Origin of the sequence: Pseudomonas sp. EggHat1 (assembly GCF_014892995.1) — a bacterium.
Taxonomy (GTDB): domain Bacteria; phylum Pseudomonadota; class Gammaproteobacteria; order Pseudomonadales; family Pseudomonadaceae; genus Aquipseudomonas; species Aquipseudomonas chaetocerotis.
Window position 1 is genome coordinate 1 of record NZ_JACKQK010000012.1, and the last position, 15,494, is coordinate 15,494.

13 protein-coding genes are annotated in these 15,494 nt (G+C 62.5%); 8 read left to right on the forward strand and 5 right to left on the reverse strand.

Annotation, left to right across the window (positions count from 1 at the left end; genetic code table 11):
* Positions 1-241: 241 nt before the first annotated feature.
* The 3 genes from INS93_RS18110 to INS93_RS18120 are packed head-to-tail and all read left to right on the forward strand — an operon-like array spanning position 242 to position 3,798.
* Positions 242-901, forward strand: coding sequence for a paraquat-inducible protein A (locus tag INS93_RS18110; protein WP_192984598.1), 660 nt, complete (start codon positions 242-244; stop codon positions 899-901).
* The gene (locus tag INS93_RS18115) at positions 888-1,505 is read left to right on the forward strand and encodes a paraquat-inducible protein A (RefSeq protein ID WP_192984601.1); all 618 of its coding nucleotides are present in this window, start codon (positions 888-890) and stop codon (positions 1,503-1,505) included. Before INS93_RS18110 ends, INS93_RS18115 begins: the two co-directional genes overlap by 14 nt.
* On the forward strand, positions 1,498-3,798 hold the full coding sequence (locus INS93_RS18120; RefSeq protein WP_192984604.1) for a PqiB family protein: 2,301 nt from the start codon (positions 1,498-1,500) through the stop codon (positions 3,796-3,798). The genes INS93_RS18115 and INS93_RS18120 overlap by 8 nt, the downstream gene beginning before the upstream one ends.
* A gap of 192 nt (positions 3,799-3,990) precedes the next feature.
* Here the strand turns inward: INS93_RS18120 and mksF are convergent, their stop codons facing one another.
* From mksF to mksB, 3 genes are all read right to left on the reverse strand, one after another.
* Entirely contained in the window at positions 3,991-6,822 is a 2,832-nt protein-coding gene (gene mksF, locus INS93_RS18125; protein WP_192984608.1) for an Mks condensin complex protein MksF, read from the reverse strand.
* Entirely contained in the window at positions 6,819-7,511 is a 693-nt protein-coding gene (gene mksE / locus INS93_RS18130; RefSeq protein WP_192984611.1) for an Mks condensin complex protein MksE, read from the reverse strand. The genes mksF and mksE overlap by 4 nt, the downstream gene beginning before the upstream one ends.
* 78 nt (positions 7,512-7,589) lie before the next feature.
* Entirely contained in the window at positions 7,590-8,825 is a 1,236-nt protein-coding gene (gene mksB, locus INS93_RS18135; protein ID WP_192984613.1) for an Mks condensin complex protein MksB, read from the reverse strand.
* 222 nt (positions 8,826-9,047) lie between these two features.
* Here mksB and INS93_RS18140 point away from each other — a divergent pair, with 222 nt between their 5' ends.
* The 5 genes from INS93_RS18140 (at position 9,048) to rimI (ending at position 13,977) form a co-directional block, all read left to right on the forward strand.
* Positions 9,048-9,653, forward strand: a complete 606-nt coding sequence (locus INS93_RS18140) for a hypothetical protein (RefSeq protein WP_160019888.1) — start codon at positions 9,048-9,050, stop codon at positions 9,651-9,653.
* Positions 9,654-10,077: 424 nt separating this feature from the next.
* Complete coding sequence (locus tag INS93_RS18145) at positions 10,078-11,175, forward strand: carboxynorspermidine decarboxylase (RefSeq protein WP_192984615.1); 1,098 nt, start codon at positions 10,078-10,080, stop codon at positions 11,173-11,175.
* A 133-nt stretch (positions 11,176-11,308) separates the two neighbouring features.
* Positions 11,309-12,547 carry a saccharopine dehydrogenase family protein gene (locus INS93_RS18150; protein ID WP_160019887.1) on the forward strand — a complete coding sequence of 413 codons (1,239 nt, stop codon included), beginning with the start codon at positions 11,309-11,311 and terminating at the stop codon, positions 12,545-12,547.
* 156 nt (positions 12,548-12,703) lie between these two features.
* Positions 12,704-13,492: an energy transducer TonB gene (locus INS93_RS18155; RefSeq protein ID WP_160019886.1), complete on the forward strand. Its 789-nt coding sequence runs from the start codon at positions 12,704-12,706 to the stop codon at positions 13,490-13,492.
* Positions 13,493-13,524: 32 nt separating this feature from the next.
* Complete coding sequence (rimI, locus tag INS93_RS18160; protein ID WP_021488733.1) at positions 13,525-13,977, forward strand: ribosomal protein S18-alanine N-acetyltransferase; 453 nt, start codon at positions 13,525-13,527, stop codon at positions 13,975-13,977.
* 89 nt (positions 13,978-14,066) lie between these two features.
* Here the strand turns inward: rimI and INS93_RS18165 are convergent, their stop codons facing one another.
* Together INS93_RS18165 and INS93_RS18170 are read right to left on the reverse strand one after the other, a co-directional pair.
* Positions 14,067-15,242, reverse strand: coding sequence for an NnrS family protein (locus INS93_RS18165; protein WP_192984617.1), 1,176 nt, complete (start codon positions 15,240-15,242; stop codon positions 14,067-14,069).
* Complete coding sequence (locus tag INS93_RS18170) at positions 15,229-15,480, reverse strand: transmembrane sensor/regulator PpyR (RefSeq protein ID WP_192984619.1); 252 nt, start codon at positions 15,478-15,480, stop codon at positions 15,229-15,231. The genes INS93_RS18165 and INS93_RS18170 overlap by 14 nt, the downstream gene beginning before the upstream one ends.
* Between the last annotated feature and the right edge of the window lie 14 nt (positions 15,481-15,494).

Consider the following 15,494-nt stretch of genomic DNA (forward strand, 5'->3'; position numbering starts at 1 on the left):
ATCCGCCCTACCGCCGAAGATGGCGTCTACGATGTGGTTTTCATCCGTACGATGTGGTTTTCATCCGTAAAACGCTACGTCAGATAGACCTGAGGCAACGGGCAACATGATCATCAACCTGTTACCCATGTCCCCCGACAGGTGTTTACCATGTCCCCCGGCTGAACACACGGCGCACCCTACGGTATGTCGGCGTTTGGCTCCGCTCGGTTAGAATGCGCGAATTCTGCAGGGGACTTTCATGTCTGACTCGCCGCCCGATCCTTCCTTGTCATCCTTGCCGATCGAGCAGTTGGTCGCCTGTCATGAGTGCGATCTGTTGATGCGCAAGCCGATGTTGCGGGACGGGGAAAGTGCCGAGTGCCCTCGCTGCGGTTATGAGCTTTTCAGCCATCGTCACCATGTCGTGCGGCGTAGCCTGGCACTGGTACTGACTGCTCTGCTGCTCTATATCCCGGCTAACTTCCTACCAATCATGCAACTCAACCTGCTGGGTCAGACCTCGCAGGACACCGTCTGGAGCGGTGTGATTGGCCTGTATGAAAGTGGCATGCAAGGTATCGCTGTTGTGGTGTTCCTGAGCAGCATGGCCGTTCCGCTGCTCAAGTTGCTTTGCCAACTGCTGGTGCTGCTGAGTATTCGTATGGATTTCGGTCGTAGCTACGGTCTGTTGCTCTACCGGGTCTACCATGACATGCGTGAGTGGGGAATGCTCGAGGTCTACCTGATGGGCATCCTGGTGGCGATGGTGAAGTTGATGGACCTGGCTGACTTGAGCCTCGGTCTGGGGTTGTTCTGTTTTATCGCGCTGCTGCTGGTGCAAGTCTGGCTGGAGGTGACCATGTCACCGCATCAGATCTGGGAAGCCTTGTCCGGGGAGGATATCCATGCGGGCGATTGAGGCTGGATTGCTGGTCTGTCACGAGTGCCATCAGCTCAATCCTGCCGACGTTGATGCCAAGCATCAGTACTGCAGCCGCTGTGGTGGCCAGATTCATGCCCGCCGGCCCAATAGCCTGATCAGAACCTGGGCCTTGCTGCTGACGTCGGCGATTCTCTACATCCCAGCTAATCTGCTGCCTATCATGACAGTCAACAGTCTTGGCAAGGGTTCGCCTGCGACTATCATGGGCGGCGTACTGGAGCTCATTCACTTTGGCATGCTGCCTATTGCGGCGGTGGTCTTTATCGCCAGCATTCTGGTACCGACTTTCAAGTTGGTGGGGATTGCGCTGTTGTTGTACTCGGTGCAGCGTCATCAGCCGATGTCAGCGCGCCAGCGCATCCTCATGTACCGCTTCATCGAGTGGATTGGCCGCTGGTCGATGCTCGATATTTTCGTCATCGCCATTCTGGTGGCGGTGGTGAATTTTGGCAGTCTGGCCAGCATCGAAGCTGGAGCCGGCGCCGCAGCTTTTGCCAGTGTGGTGATACTGACCATGCTGGCAGCACTGACTTTCGACCCTCGCCTTATCTGGGATAACACGGAAACCGATCATGACTGACCTTCCTCTGGCCAAGACGCGTCCTGCTTCGAACTGGTCAGCCATTTGGGTGTTGCCCTTGCTCGCGCTGGCGATAGGGGGTTGGTTAGGCTGGCGTGCCTATTCCCAGGCCGGCATTGAAATTCAGGTGCTGTTCGCGAACGGCTCCGGCATCCAGGTCGGCAAGACCGAGGTGATCTTCAAGGGGATCGCGATCGGTAAGGTCACCGAGCTGACGCTCGATCGCAGCGGAGAGCGACGTGGGGTGATCGCCACGCTGGAGATGGACAAGGAGACTGAGCCTCATCTGCTCAGTGGTACGCGCTTCTGGCTGGTCAAGCCGAGCGTGACCCTGGCTGGCATTACCGGTTTGGAAACACTGGTATCCGGCAACTACATCGCGGTTAGCCCGGGTGAGGGCGAGCCGACCCGGAAGTACACGGCATTACCCGAGGCGCCGCCGCTGGCAGACGACGTGCCCGGTCTGCATCTGACGCTCAAGGCCGAGCGACTGGGCTCGTTGAGCAGGGATAGCCCGGTGTTCTACAAGCAGATTCAGGTCGGCCGGGTGAAGAGCTACGTGTTGGGCGAAGATCAGAGCACGGTTGAGATAAAGCTGTTCATCGAGCCGCAATATGCGAGCCTGGTGCGTAAGCACACACGTTTCTGGAACGCCAGTGGCGTTTCGATCGATGCCGGGCTGTCTGGGGTCAAGGTGCGTACCGAGTCGCTGGCCAGCATCGTTGCCGGGGGTATTGCCTTTGCCACGCCTGAGCACCGCAAGGACAGCCCGGCCACCGACCCGAGCATTTCCTTCCGCCTCTACGAGGACTATGACGCCGCACAGGCGGGTATCCGCGTCTCGCTGAAGCTTCACGACTTCGAGGGGCTGGAGCCGGGACGCACGCCGGTGATGTACAAGGGCATTCAGGTCGGCCATATGAAGACGTTCAAGGTCGATGCCGATCTGGGCGGCGCTCAGGTGGAGCTGATGCTCGATCCGCGTACCGAGGACTACTTGGTCGAAGGCACTGACTTCTGGGTGGTCAGACCATCCATCTCGCTGGCCGGCATCACCGGTCTGGAGGCGCTGGTCAAGGGCAACTACATCGCCATTCGCCCTGGCGAGAGTGGCAATCCGCCGCGCCGCGAGTTCGAGGCCCGGGCCAAGGCGCCGCCGCTGGATCTGGGGGCGCCGGGCTTGCATCTGGTGCTGTTCAGCGATGCACTCGGGTCGATGGAGGTGGGGAGCCCGATCCTTTACCGGCAGGTCAAGGTGGGCTCGGTACAGAGCTTTCAGTTGTCGCGTGATGACAGCCAGGTGGTACTGGGCGTGCATATCGAGCCGGAGTACAGCCATCTGGTCAACACGTCGAGCCGTTTCTGGAATGCCAGTGGCATTACCCTCAAGGGCGGGCTGTCGGGGGTGGAGGTGAAAAGCGAGTCGCTGCAGACCCTGCTGGCCGGTGGCATCGCCTTCGAGACGCCGCAGCCGCAAGCGGCCAGGAGCGATCGGCGGGTGCAGCGTTTTACCCTTTACGCCAATCGCGAGAGTGCGCTGCAATCGGGGCAGCAGATCAGCATTCGGGTCAGCAACGGCGACGGTCTGCAGCCTGGTACGGCGATTCGCTATAAAGGCCTGGAGGTTGGCACGGTGGAGAGCATGAGCCTAACCGACGATCTGCAGGGCGTGGTGCTGGGGGCGCGAATTACCCAGGCGGCCGAGCGTATCGTTCGCGAAGGCACGCAGTTCTGGGTGGTGAAGCCGGAACTGAGCCTGACACGCGCAGCGAATCTCGGCACCCTGGTCAGCGGTCAGTATCTTGAAGTGCAGCCCTCGGCACAGAAGGGCGCGCGCCGTACCGAATTCACCGCACTGGCCAGTCCGCCTAATCAGGCCGTGCGCGAGGAAGGCTTGCGCCTGGTGCTGAGCGCGCCGCGGCGTGGTTCGATCAAACCAGGGGTGATCGTCAGCTACCGCGAGGTGCCGGTGGGCAAGGTGGTGGATTTCGAACTGGGGCCGACTTCGGATCGCGTGTTGATTCATGTGCTGATCGAACCGCGTTATGCGCCGCTGGTCCGTTCGGGCAGCCGCTTCTGGAATGCCAGTGGCATCGGTGTCGATGCTGGGCTGTTCAAGGGCGTGAAGGTGCGCACCGAATCGCTGGAGGCGCTGCTCGAGGGCGGCGTCGCCTTCGCCACGCCGAACAATCCTGAGATGGGTGGGCCGGCGCAGCCGGGGCAGACGTTTGCACTGTTCGACGAGCCGCAGGATGTCTGGATGCAGTGGGCACCGAAGATCGTACTGGAGTAGGGGCGCGCTTGGTCGATGCACTGCCCGTCAGGGTGGATGTGAAAAGCCACATCCACCCTACGGACTGCAAACCATGGAAATGAAAGGGGCCGCATTGAGCGGCCCTTTCATTTCTGGTTCTTAAAATCTCGCGGCTGAAACCGCTCCTACGGGTGTGTGAACCGTGGGAGGGGCTTTAGCCGCGACAGGCCGTCAGGCTGGTTCGACCGCTTCGGCCTGCTGAGGCACCTCGACCTTGGCACTTTCGCGCGGCTTGATGAACTTCCAGTCCGCTTCGTCGATATAGATGCCGTTGGGGCCGCTGCCGCCTTCCAGGTCGATGGCCACGTGGGCCGAGACCTGTGGCTTGACCGAGGCCAGGATCGGTACGAAGCCGAGCTGCAGGCTGGTCTCGATCAGCGCCTGCTGGTTGCGTTCGTCGATGTCCGCGGCCTCGTCGAGGTAGTAGGGCAGGCGCACGCGCCCGGCCTGCTCGCGATCCATCAGGTGCAGCAACAGGTACATGTTGGTCAGCGCCTTGATGGTCATGGTGGTGCCGTTGGATGCGGCGCCATCAATGTCGGTATGGATGATCGGCTGGCCGTGCACCTTGGTGATCTCGAAGGCCAGCTCGAACAGGTCCTTCAGGCCCAACTGGTTGCCGTTGGCCGCCACCAGGCGCGACAGGTAATCCTTGGCTTCCTCGTTCTTCGCGTCCTGATCGGCCGATTGCGACAGGTCGAACACTGACAGGGTCTCGCCTTCCTCGTACTGGCCGGCACTGTGGATGATCTGGTCGATATGGCGCAGGGCTTCCTTGTTCGGCGCCAGGACGATGCGGAAGCTCTGCAGGTTGGAGACCTGGCGCTTGTTGATCTCGCGGTTGAACAGCGCCAGTTGGTGTTCCAGGTTGTCGTAGTCGCTGCGGATATTGCGCAAGGTACGGGCGATGTCGGTGACCGCCGCACGGCGCGCCTTGGCCAGCGTCAGCGCTTCGTCCTGGCGGTGGGCATAGGCGTTGACCAGCAGTTGCAGGCGCCGCTCGACGTCGTCTTCGCTGTCGAACTTGGCCACGCCTTTCAGGCGAACCTGGGCGTAAAGCGCCTCGATCTGGTTGTCGATGCGCTGCAGCGCCTGCCAGGTATCCTGGTAGTCGTTGAGCAGCGGCAGCAGGTTGTCCAGGCTGTCGTCGACGGGCTCCATGAATGGCGTACCAAAGGGCAGGTCGGCCGGCAGCAACTGGCGACGGCGCAGGGCGTCTTCCAGGGTACGCTCCTTGGCTTCCAGGTCGGCCAGTTGACGGCCGACCAGCTGCAGCTTGGCGGAGAGCTGCTGCACGCGCTCGGCGAAGGCGTCGCTGGCGCGCTTGAGTTCGTCCTGGGCGCCTTCCAGCTCGGCCAGGCGCTCCAGTTTCTGCGGCTCTTCGGCGGCCAGGGTCTGACTCTTGCGGAAGTCTTCCAGGGCTTTCTGTGCATCCAGCACGGCCTGGTACAGGGTTTCGGCCTGGGCCTTGCTGGCGGCGCGGTCGGCGGCGACCGACTGCTGGGTCTTGAGCTGCTTGAGTTCGCGCTCCAGGCGATCCTTCTGGTCACGCAGGGCGGCGCGGTCGGCCAGGGCCTGCAGTGCCGGGGGCTCGATATGGCTGAGGTCGATGGACAGGCCCGGCACGGCGAAGGTATCGCCCTTGAAGCGATCGAGCACCGCTTCGACGGCCTTGACCCAGTCGTCGCCTTCGGCCTGGATGCCTTTCTCGCCGAGCGGCAGGCTGAACAACTGGCCGTTGAACAGGCGCATCAGGCGGTCGACATCGGCCTGGCTGAATTCCTCGCGCAGGCGCGAGTAGCTGTTGTTGTCGGCGTGATCGAGCTGCTGCTTGACCGACTTGAGGCGTTTTTCCAGATCGCGCAGGCGTTCGTCCAGGTCTTCGCTGGAGAACTGGCGTGATTGCGCCAGGGCGCCGGCCAGTTCGTCGTGGGCGTCCTTGGCGGCGAGCAGTTGCTCTTCCAGTACCTTGGCATCGTCCACCAGGGCGAAGCGGTTCTTCAGCACTGAAAGCTCGCCGAGCCAGCGCTGGATCTCGCTGATCTCGCGTTCCAGGCGCATCAGCTCACTGGTACCGCCACGCTGTTCGTTCTGCAGGCCGTCCTGCTCGTTGCGGTAATGCTCGGCCTGGATCACCAGCTCTTCCTTGCGCGCATCGGCGTAGTCGTGCCAGGTACCCAGCAGGTTGTCGAGCAGTGGCGAGAGGCGGTGCAGCTTGCCACGCAACGTCTCGCGCTGAGTGACGCCCGAGGCTAGTGCCTCGATCAGCGGGCCGGCGGTGACCAGGGCCTGGTAGTCCTGTTCCATACGGCGTACATCGCGGAAGGCTTCTTCGGTGGCGGCGATGTAGTCGACGCTGCCGGAGCGCAGGCTGTGCTCGAAGGCATCCAGGAACAGTTGCTTGAGTTTCGCCGCAGTGATCTCGCGCATGTGCAGCAGGTTGATGAACAGCGCGCGGAAGGTCTTTAGGCTCTGCTCGCTGGTCGAGCGCAGCGGGATCAGGGTCAGGTCCAACGGGATGCTGGTGTGGCCGCCGACCAGCAGGCGTCGCAGTTCGTCGGGCTTGAGTTCGTAGGCGGTGATGCCGGCCTGGCCGAGGTTCTTGAACAGTTCGCGCTGACGCAGGCAGGTGCCGTTGTGCTGATAGTGCTCCAGATCCAGCTCGCCGGCGTAGGCGAAGAACTGGTGACCGAAGCCACCACCTGGGCCGCGACCGGCCACGCCGATCACGTGCGGGCCATGGGGCAGGGCGACTTCGACGAGGATGTAGCTGGTGTCGCTGGCGAAGTAGAACTTGCGCGAGGCTTCCAGGCTGTACTTGCCGAAGCTCATGTCCGACATGCGCGCCAGGATCGGGAACTGCAGGGCGTTGATCGAGGCGGACTTGCCCAGGTTGTTGGCGCCGTAGACTGACAGCGGGTTTTCCAGCGGGAACAGGCCGAGGCTGTAGCCGGCGGTGTTCAGCAGGGCGAAGCGGCGGATGCCGTAGCGTTCCTGGCTCATGCGTCCATCTCCTGTGCAGCGCGTTCGTCGGCCATGGCGCGGGCCAGGGCATCTTCCTCGGATTCCTCGATATCGATGGCCGCGGTCGTGTCGGCATCGCCGTCATCGTCGAGCAGTACCGGCGCCGGCAGCGGCAGGTCACTGCTGTGCAGGCTGGCGGCCAGGTCGCGGTCGTGCTGCACCGACAGGCAGACGTCGAGGAAGCGGTGCATCGGCGGCAGGAAGCGGTACACGCCGTTGCTGTCCTCAGCGAAGCCGAGCTGGATGAGGCGGCGGATGATCTTGTCTTCCAGCTCCTCGAAAGTGGTTACCTCGGCCTGCAGGAACAGGTCGCGGTACTTCTCCAGCAGCGCCGGCAGCTCGTCACGGCCGATGCTGCCGCCGTCGAGCACGGAAAGCGGGTCGCGGCCCTGGTCAGCGAGATGTTCCACAAGAATGAAGGTGAACAGCGCCAGGCGTTGGGCGGTCTTGTTCACCTGTGGCGCGACCTGCTCGGGGACGAAGTAGTAGAAACCGCGCGGGTCGCACACCAGCTCGAAACCGAGGGCGCGGAACAGCGCGCGGTACTGGTCCTGCATGCTGGACAGCTGGGCGTAGCACTCCGGCTCGCTGCGCGAGATGTGGTAGCCCTTGAACAGGTCGCGGAAGGCGGCCGCGAGCTGGGTCATTTCTTTTAGATCGATGTTCATGGCAATCCGTTGGCTAGTGGAGCCGAGTAGGGTGCGCCGTGCGCACCGGGTCGTCGGTTATGGTGCGCACGGCGCACCCTACGGAGTCTTGAGCAGGGCATAGGAGCTGAGGCTGACCTCGTGTTCGCGGGTCAGGTACGGGCGGCGCTCCAGGCGTTCACGCTGGAAGCGTGACTCGCGCGACAGGCGCGAGAACCAGTAGAGCAGCTCGTCGGTAGCGCCTTCCGGCTCCTGTTCCAGCAGCCAGGCCATCAGGTCCGGCAGCGGCAGCGCCTGTTCGCAGCGCTCGATCATTTCCCGCGCGGTTTTCGGCGCCTTGGGCGCGCCGCCCTTGCGGCTGCCGCTGGCCTTGGGGAAATGCGCCGGCTTGGCTTCGAAACGCGCCAGGGCATAGACGTAGGCTTCGACCTGGCTGGCACTGCCCAGGAAGTTGCTCTGCGGTCGAGTGAACAGCGGCATGGCGGCCTGTGGCACAGCGTCGATGCCCTTCTTGCGGATCACTGACAGCGCCAGTGCCGCGCCACGTGTCACGGCGTTGTGACGGCGCGCTTCCTCGCGTAGCGGCAGCAGCAGCTCGCGAGCCTTGCGCAGGGTCAGCTGGGCGGTGGTCTGCATTTCCAGGATGCGCGCGTGGGTGCGCAGCAGCAGGTCATCGTCGACCAACTGGCCGAGGCGCTGCTGGTCGCCGAGCAGGCGCAGCAGCACCTGTTCGACGCGGCGCACGCCCTGCTCGAAGGCACCGTCGGCGGCGACCAGCTGGATCATCGGCTCGACGTATTCGTCCCAGGTGGCCAGCACCTCGGCGTAGCGCTGGCGCAGGGGAATCTGCCGATCCGAGGTCTTGGCGCGGTCGGCCACGCTGACCAGCGCCTGTTCGTCGTTGGCCAGTTTCTTCAATACGTCGCGCACACGCATGTCGAGCAGGCGCAACTGGCGCGCCAGGTCGTTGGCATCGCGCACCTCGAAAGCGTCCTTGATATAGCCGGCCAGGCGCTCCAGATGGCGCAGGTAGGCTTCGATCTCCAGGCACAGGCCCAGGCGGTGCTCGCGGCGCAGGTACGCGAGAAAGTCGTGGATCTGCGCGTTGAGCTCGAAACGGTTGGGGCTCTTGGCCACCGGCACCAGGATGTCCAGACGAATCCAGGTGTCGAGCAACGCAGTGGTGTCGCTGGGCGTGGCGTCGGGCAGTTGCGCGGTGAGCTGGCCGCGCAGCTCCACCAGGCTCAGGGTGCCGGCGTCGAAACGCTCGCAGAGCGGTTCGAGCAACGTCCAGTGTTCGGCGAGGGCGCGCAATACGCGCTTGGGATCGATCATCGAGGCGCCGGTTCCAGGCAAGTTAAAAGCAGCGATTGTACTGCAAGGTGGATGCCGGGTTTGAGTCCGAATCGATCAGAGGCAGGTGACGCTATTCGGCACATTGGGACGGGCTGTGCGTGGGAAACGCTGGCAAGTGTTTGAAAAGCCGAGAAAACCTGGGTTGGAGAGGTGGCACGCTTTCTGCCGTGGTTAGCCGTGAACCTGTTTGTGGAGCCCCTGATGTCTGCCCTTGCCTTGAATGTCGATGCCCGTTGGCATGAGCTGCAGCACCAGCGCGATCTGAACTGGGACCTGCACGCCATTACCGACCGTGCCCAGGCCATCGCTTTCCTGCGGCGTTTCGAAAACCGCCTGTGCATTTACTCCAGCTATGTCGAGAAGCTCTACAGCAACTACAGCTTCGTGGTACCGCACGACGAGCAGGGCGGTATCACCATCCTGCCGGACGAGATGGCCTGGCATGACACCTTTCACGATATTCCCGCCGATGCGGTGGAGCCCACCGGCGTGCATATCCTGCCTGGTGAAGCGGTGGGGTTCGACGGCCTATATATGAAGGTGCCAGGTGAGTCGCGCCTGATTGCCTCGCGCGAATTGCCGTTCCAGGCCGGCTTGCGTCTACTGATCGAGCGCTATCGAGCGCGCGGCGAACATTTTCTGCCCGTGCTGGTGAAAGGCGATCTGCGTGAGTACGAAGCGCGGATGCCATCACTGCATTTGCACCGCATCAATCCCGCCAAACTCGCTCACTGCTCGCGCTTGAGCATCGACACCATCCGCGGCGCCATCGCCGAGCATCTGCTGAGCCTGTTTCGCCAACAGTGAGCGCTGCGGATGTTGCGCCAATGTGATCCGCACCAGTCTTGTCCGCTCTGGGGAGGCGCAGGTGATGGACAGGCCTTGCCCGGTCATATCACTGTAACCGCTCGGCCGTAGGGTCTCCGCTCAGCCAGGCCAGACTCCGGTCATCACCGGTTGTACAAAAAATCTCCAATGCCCTTTCGATATTTGCCGGTTATCGGCACAATTCGCGTCCACTTTTTCCCGGGGGCTGAAAGGGCACCTTTAAAAACGTAGGCGAGGCCTTCAGCGCAAGGCAAAAACAGGCGAAAAACGGTCGGAGTCGCGTTCGACTTTACGAGTAGTAAATGAGTATTTTGAGCCTGTTTTTAACGCAGCGATGGCAACGCAGGTAGTTTTTTAAGGTGCCCGAAAGACCTCCATTGATTGACCTTGCTGGGGCGACGAGATGATCCAGACGCCGTACTACCTCATCGACAAACAGAAGCTGCTGGTCAACCTGGAGAAGATCGCCTACGTGCGCGAGAACTCCGGTGCCAAGGCGCTGCTGGCGCTGAAATGCTTCGCCACCTGGTCGGTGTTCGACCTGATGCAGCAGTATATGGACGGTACGACCTCGTCGTCCCTCTACGAGTTGAAGCTCGGTCGGCAGAAGTTCGCCGGCGAAACCCACGCCTACAGCGTGGCCTGGGCCGACGACGAGATCGAAGAGATGGTCGCCAACTGCGACAAGATCATCTTCAACTCCATCGGCCAACTGGAGCGTTTCGCCGAGCGTACCGAGGGCACCATCCGCGGCCTGCGCGTCAACCCGCAGGTGAGCAGCTCCGATTACCTGCTGGCCGACCCGGCGCGTCCGTTCAGCCGCCTGGGTGAGTGGGACCCGGTGAAGATCGAGCAGGTCATGGGCCAGATTTCCGGCTTCATGTTCCACAACAACTGCGAGAACGGCAGCTTCGAGCTGTTCGACAAGATGCTCACCACCATCGAGGAGCGCTTCGGTCACCTGATCGCTCAGGTCGAGTGGGTCAGCCTCGGTGGCGGCATTCACTTCACTGGCGAGGGCTATCCGATCGATGCCTTCTGCGCGCGCCTTAAAGCCTTCTCCGAGAAATACGGCGTGCAGGTATATCTGGAGCCGGGCGAAGCGGCGATCACCCTCAGCGCCTCACTGGAAGTCACCGTGCTCGACACCCTTTACAACGGCAAGCACTTGGCCGTAGTCGACAGCTCCATCGAAGCGCACATGCTCGACCTGCTGATCTACCGCCTCAACGCCAAGATGGCGCCGAATGACGGCGAACACACCTATATGGTGTGCGGCAAATCCTGCCTGGCCGGCGATATCTTCGGCGAGTACCAGTTCGACAAGCCGCTGCAGATCGGTGATCGCCTGTCGTTCATCGACGCGGCGGGTTACACCATGGTCAAGAAGAACTGGTTCAACGGTCTGAAAATGCCGTCCATCGTGGTGAAACACCTCGACGGTAGTGTCGAGGTGGCGCGCCAGTTCGAGTTCGACGATTACCTTTCCAGTCTGTCGTGATCTTGTCGTAGGGTGGATGACGCTTTTCCCATCCACCATGGCGCAGGTGTTCGGTGGACGGATGAAGCGTCGTCCACCCTACGATTTCCAACGTAAGAATTGTCCAAAACGCAGTACCCAGGAGGTGAAACAATTGAAGAAGAATGTTCTGATCATTGGTGCAGGAGGTGTTGCCAAGGTGGTGGCCCATAAGTGCGCGCAACACAATGACGAGTTAGGTCGCATTGCAATAGCGTCGCGCAACATCTCCAAATGCCAGGCCATCATCGACAGCGTGCAGGCCAAGGGCGGTCTCAAGCAGCCCGGCGAGATCAAGGCCTATGCGCTGAACGCCCTGGACGTGGAAGCGACCAAGGCACTGATCCGCGAAACCGAATCGCAGATCGTCATCAACGTCGGCTCGGCGTTTCTCAACATGTCCGTACTGCGCGCCTGTATCGACACCGGCGTCGCCTATCTGGACACCGCCATCCACGAAGATCCGAGCAAGATCTGTGAAACCCCGCCGTGGTACGGCAACTACGAGTGGAAGCACCTGGCCGAATGCCAGGACAAGGGCGTGACCGCCATCCTCGGTGTCGGCTTTGACCCGGGCGTGGTCAACTCCTATGCCGCTCTGGCGCAACAACAGTACTTCGACACGATCGAGTCGATCGACATCCTCGACGTCAACGCCGGTTCGCACGGCAAGTACTTCGCCACCAATTTCGACCCGGAAATCAATTTCCGCGAATTCACCGGTACGGTCTACAGCTGGCAAAACAGCCAGTGGACCAGCAACAGCATGTTCGAAGTCAAACGCACCGACGATCTGCCGGTGGTGGGCGAACAGAACCTGTACCTGACCGGCCATGACGAGGTGCACTCGCTGTCCAAGCACCTCGACGTACCGAACGTCCGCTTCTGGATGAGCTTCGGCGACCACTACATCAACGTGTTCACCGTGCTGAAGAACCTTGGCCTGCTCTCCGAGCAGCCGGTCAAGACCGCCGAAGGCCTCGAAGTGGTGCCGCTCAAGGTGGTCAAGGCCGTGCTGCCTGACCCTGCCTCGCTGGCGCCGGGCTATACCGGCAAGACCTGCATCGGCGACCTGGTCAAGGGCACCAAGGATGGCCAGCCGCGCGAGCTGTTCATCTATAACGTGGCCGACCACGAAGACGCCTTCGCCGAGACCGACAGTCAGGGTATCTCCTACACCGCCGGTGTGCCGCCAGTAGCCGCCGCGCTGCTGGTCGCGCGTGGCGAATGGGATGCCAAGCGTATGGTCAACGTCGAGGAGCTGCCGGCCGAGCCGTTCCTCAAGCTTCTTGATGTGATGGGCCTGCCTACCCGCATCAAGGACGAGCACGGTGATCGTCCCTGGGATCAGTAAGCCCAGGTGAACCCCGAAAGCCCCGCTGCGCGAACAGCGGGGCTTTTGTTTTATGGGGCAGACGTTGTTTGCTCGCAATCCCGTTGCGACGCTTCCCGCTCCGGCCATTTCACGCGACAATCCGCCCCTGTTGAAAATTCTCTCTCTGGAGCGCCTGTGATTCCTGAACAGCGCCGTCGCGCCTACCTCGACGCCATGCAGGTGGCCACCTGGCTGCCGCGTACCGAACTGCCCTTCGCGGCGGCGTCGCGCCTGGAGCTGCTCGAGCCGCAGCAGGAGGAGTCGTTCGAGCCTGTGCCAGAGCCTGTTGTTGTCACCCCGGTGCCCGTGCGTGAGGCGCCGGTCGAGCGGCCGAAGATCGAGATCCCTCGCCCAGGTGCCCAGCCGCGCCAGGTGGTGGCCGAAGTGCCAGCGGCGGAGCCGGAGCCGGTCGAAGAAAAACCTGCTCGCGTCAGTGCTCCACCGCCGCGTTTTTCCCTGCAGTTGCTGCGTGCCGGCGATTGCGCCCTGTTGGTGGAACTGCCCACTGGCCAGCCGTTCCAGAGCCGCGATCCGGCCTACATCCTGCTGAAGGATCTGCTGCGCGCCGCGGGCCTGCCGGACAGCCCGCAGCTACTCGGTGAGCCGGTGCGCTGGCCGCTGCTGGTGCGCGGCAATATGGATCAGGGCCCGCAAGCGGCGCTGGAATTCGTGCAGAGCTTCGTGGCAGCGCGTCTGGAGGAACAGCCGAGCGCCTGCCTGTGGCTGGTGGGTCTGCCGGCCATTCGTTTTGCCGGCGAAGGCGACGAACACAGCTACAACCGCGAACTGCAGGTCGAAGGCCTCGGCGCCTGCTGGGCCTTGCCGGGCCTGGAACTGCTGATGGAAGAACCAGCGCGCAAGCGCGAACTCTGGCAGGCCATGCGGCGCGTTCGCCAGCGTTGGTCAGCCCCTGCTCACTCCTGAGAACCCCCGTCTTTGTGCCTGAGTTACGCCCAATGAGCGATGCGATTTCCTTCCGCCCGATGACCGAGGCGGATCTCGATGCCGTGCTGAAAATTGAATACGCCGCCTTCAGCCATCCCTGGACGCGCGGCATCTTCACCGACAGCCTCAAGTCCTATAACTGCTGGCTGATGTTCGAGGGCAATCAGCAGGTCGGCCACGGCGTGATCAACCTGATTCTTGACGAAGCGCACCTGCTCAATATCACCGTCAAGCCAGAAAGCCAGGGGCGTGGCCTTGGTTTGCGTCTGCTCGAACACTTGATGAAAGAGGCCTACGAGCTGGGCGGGCGCGAGTGTTTCCTCGAAGTGCGCGCCAGCAACCAGAGTGCCTATCGCCTGTACGAGCGCTTCGGCTTCAACGAAGTGGGACGTCGGCGTGATTACTACCCGGCAGTGGGTGGGCGCGAAGATGCGCTGGTGATGGCCTGCACGCTGGTCGATTGATTAAAAGCGTAGCCCGGATGCAATCCGGGAAATCGTTGCCCCGGATTGCATCCGGGCTGCGGTCTGGCCGTTTGATCGCACCAGGCGTTTCACCCCGGATGCCCATCCACCCGCGCCCGACACAACATCGGCGCGTAATGCCAGGCGAACAGGGCGAAGGCCACGCCCCAGCAAAGCGCTGCCAGCCATAGCCACCCGCCACCGGCCGAGACCCGGATCAAAGCGCCCAGATTGAGCAGGCCGAAGGCCCAGGCCATCACACCAGGTGGTTGCAGGGTGCGTCCGGTGTGGCCGAGGCTGACCCGGGCCATCATCGCCAGGATCAGCCCGCCCATCGCACCCACCGCCAATGCATGGCTGGCCTGGCTGGGTTGCGCCAGCCAGCCCAGGTGCCAGGCGGCCATGCCGAGGCTGGCGACCAGCAGCCAGGTGTAGGCCAGATGCAGCGACCACAGCAGCGGCACGCGCCAGATGCCCGGCAGGTACCAGCGCCACAGGCGCAGGCCGTGCAGCAGGCTCAGCACGATAAAGGGCACGGCCAACCAGGACCGGGCCTGCAGGTTATGTCCGCTGGCAAACAGTGCCGCGACCAGCACGCCGCAGGCCAGCAGTAGACGGTCCAGCCAGGGATGGGCGGCGAAGGCCTCGACCCGCCCCAGGCCGCGTTGAGTGAAGAAGGGGATCACCCGTCCACCGATCAGGCCCAGCATGACTGCAATCAGCCACAGTGCAGCCAGTGCCCCTCGGCGTTGCAGGTCGCCATCTCCGATTGCCAGGCCAGCGAGAGTGAGGGACTGATACAGCGCGAGCAGACTCAGGACCAGCAGAATCGGATAGTTGTTGCGCTGTTTTGCGGCAATCAACTGGTGCGCCATCTGCGCGATGAACAGGCCGATAAAGGCCAGTTGCAGGATGATCAGTACCGGCAACGGCACGGGTGCGAACCAGGCCAGGCGCGCCGCCAGCCAAAAACCGAACAGCGCGATCAACGGCCGCCCGCTGAGGCCGGGGCGGCCCGTCCAGATCTGTACGGCAGTGAGCAGGAAGCCGGCGATAATCGCCAGACCGAAGCCGAAGGGCATTTCGTGGCGATGCCAGGCCAACATGCCGCCGGGCACCGCAAGGTTTGTCAGACCGTGCAGCGCCGCCGCCCAGAGGGCGACGGCGAGCAGGGCGAACAGGGCGCCGGCGAGGAAGAACGGCCGAAAGCCCAGGCGCCAGAGCGGCGCAATGGCCAGGGCCTGCTGGCGATCAAGCAACTGCATGAGCACATGCCCTGTCGTTCAGGCGCTCCTGAGCGATCAGACGTAGCACGTAGCCGATCTTCAGTATGCTGGGGCCGATCAGTGTCAGGCTGTGGGCCAATACCAGTGTCGGCACATTCAGGTGCTTCTCCAGGCCGTAGGCCGCGACCAGCCCGACGAGCAGCAGAATCAGGCCACCCCAGAGCAGTTGGCTGGACAGATGAAGAATGTGCGCAGCTGGAAGATTGAGCGGATACATGGTTTACCTCCTGA

Excerpts from the sequence above, each read along its gene's own strand:
- INS93_RS18165 (WP_192984617.1), bottom strand. The coding sequence starts at position 15,242 with ATGCAGTTGCTTGATCGCCAGCAGGCCCTGGCCATTGCGCCGCTCTGG.
- INS93_RS18115 (WP_192984601.1), top strand. The coding sequence starts at position 888 with ATGCGGGCGATTGAGGCTGGATTGCTGGTCTGTCACGAGTGCCATCAG.
- INS93_RS18140 (WP_160019888.1), top strand. The coding sequence starts at position 9,048 with ATGTCTGCCCTTGCCTTGAATGTCGATGCCCGTTGGCATGAGCTGCAG.
- INS93_RS18145 (WP_192984615.1), top strand. The coding sequence starts at position 10,078 with ATGATCCAGACGCCGTACTACCTCATCGACAAACAGAAGCTGCTGGTC.
- INS93_RS18120 (WP_192984604.1), top strand. The coding sequence starts at position 1,498 with ATGACTGACCTTCCTCTGGCCAAGACGCGTCCTGCTTCGAACTGGTCA.
- mksB (WP_192984613.1), bottom strand. The coding sequence starts at position 8,825 with ATGATCGATCCCAAGCGCGTATTGCGCGCCCTCGCCGAACACTGGACG.
- INS93_RS18110 (WP_192984598.1), top strand. The coding sequence starts at position 242 with ATGTCTGACTCGCCGCCCGATCCTTCCTTGTCATCCTTGCCGATCGAG.
- INS93_RS18170 (WP_192984619.1), bottom strand. The coding sequence starts at position 15,480 with ATGTATCCGCTCAATCTTCCAGCTGCGCACATTCTTCATCTGTCCAGC.
- mksE (WP_192984611.1), bottom strand. The coding sequence starts at position 7,511 with ATGAACATCGATCTAAAAGAAATGACCCAGCTCGCGGCCGCCTTCCGC.
- mksF (WP_192984608.1), bottom strand. The coding sequence starts at position 6,822 with ATGAGCCAGGAACGCTACGGCATCCGCCGCTTCGCCCTGCTGAACACC.
- rimI (WP_021488733.1), top strand. The coding sequence starts at position 13,525 with ATGAGCGATGCGATTTCCTTCCGCCCGATGACCGAGGCGGATCTCGAT.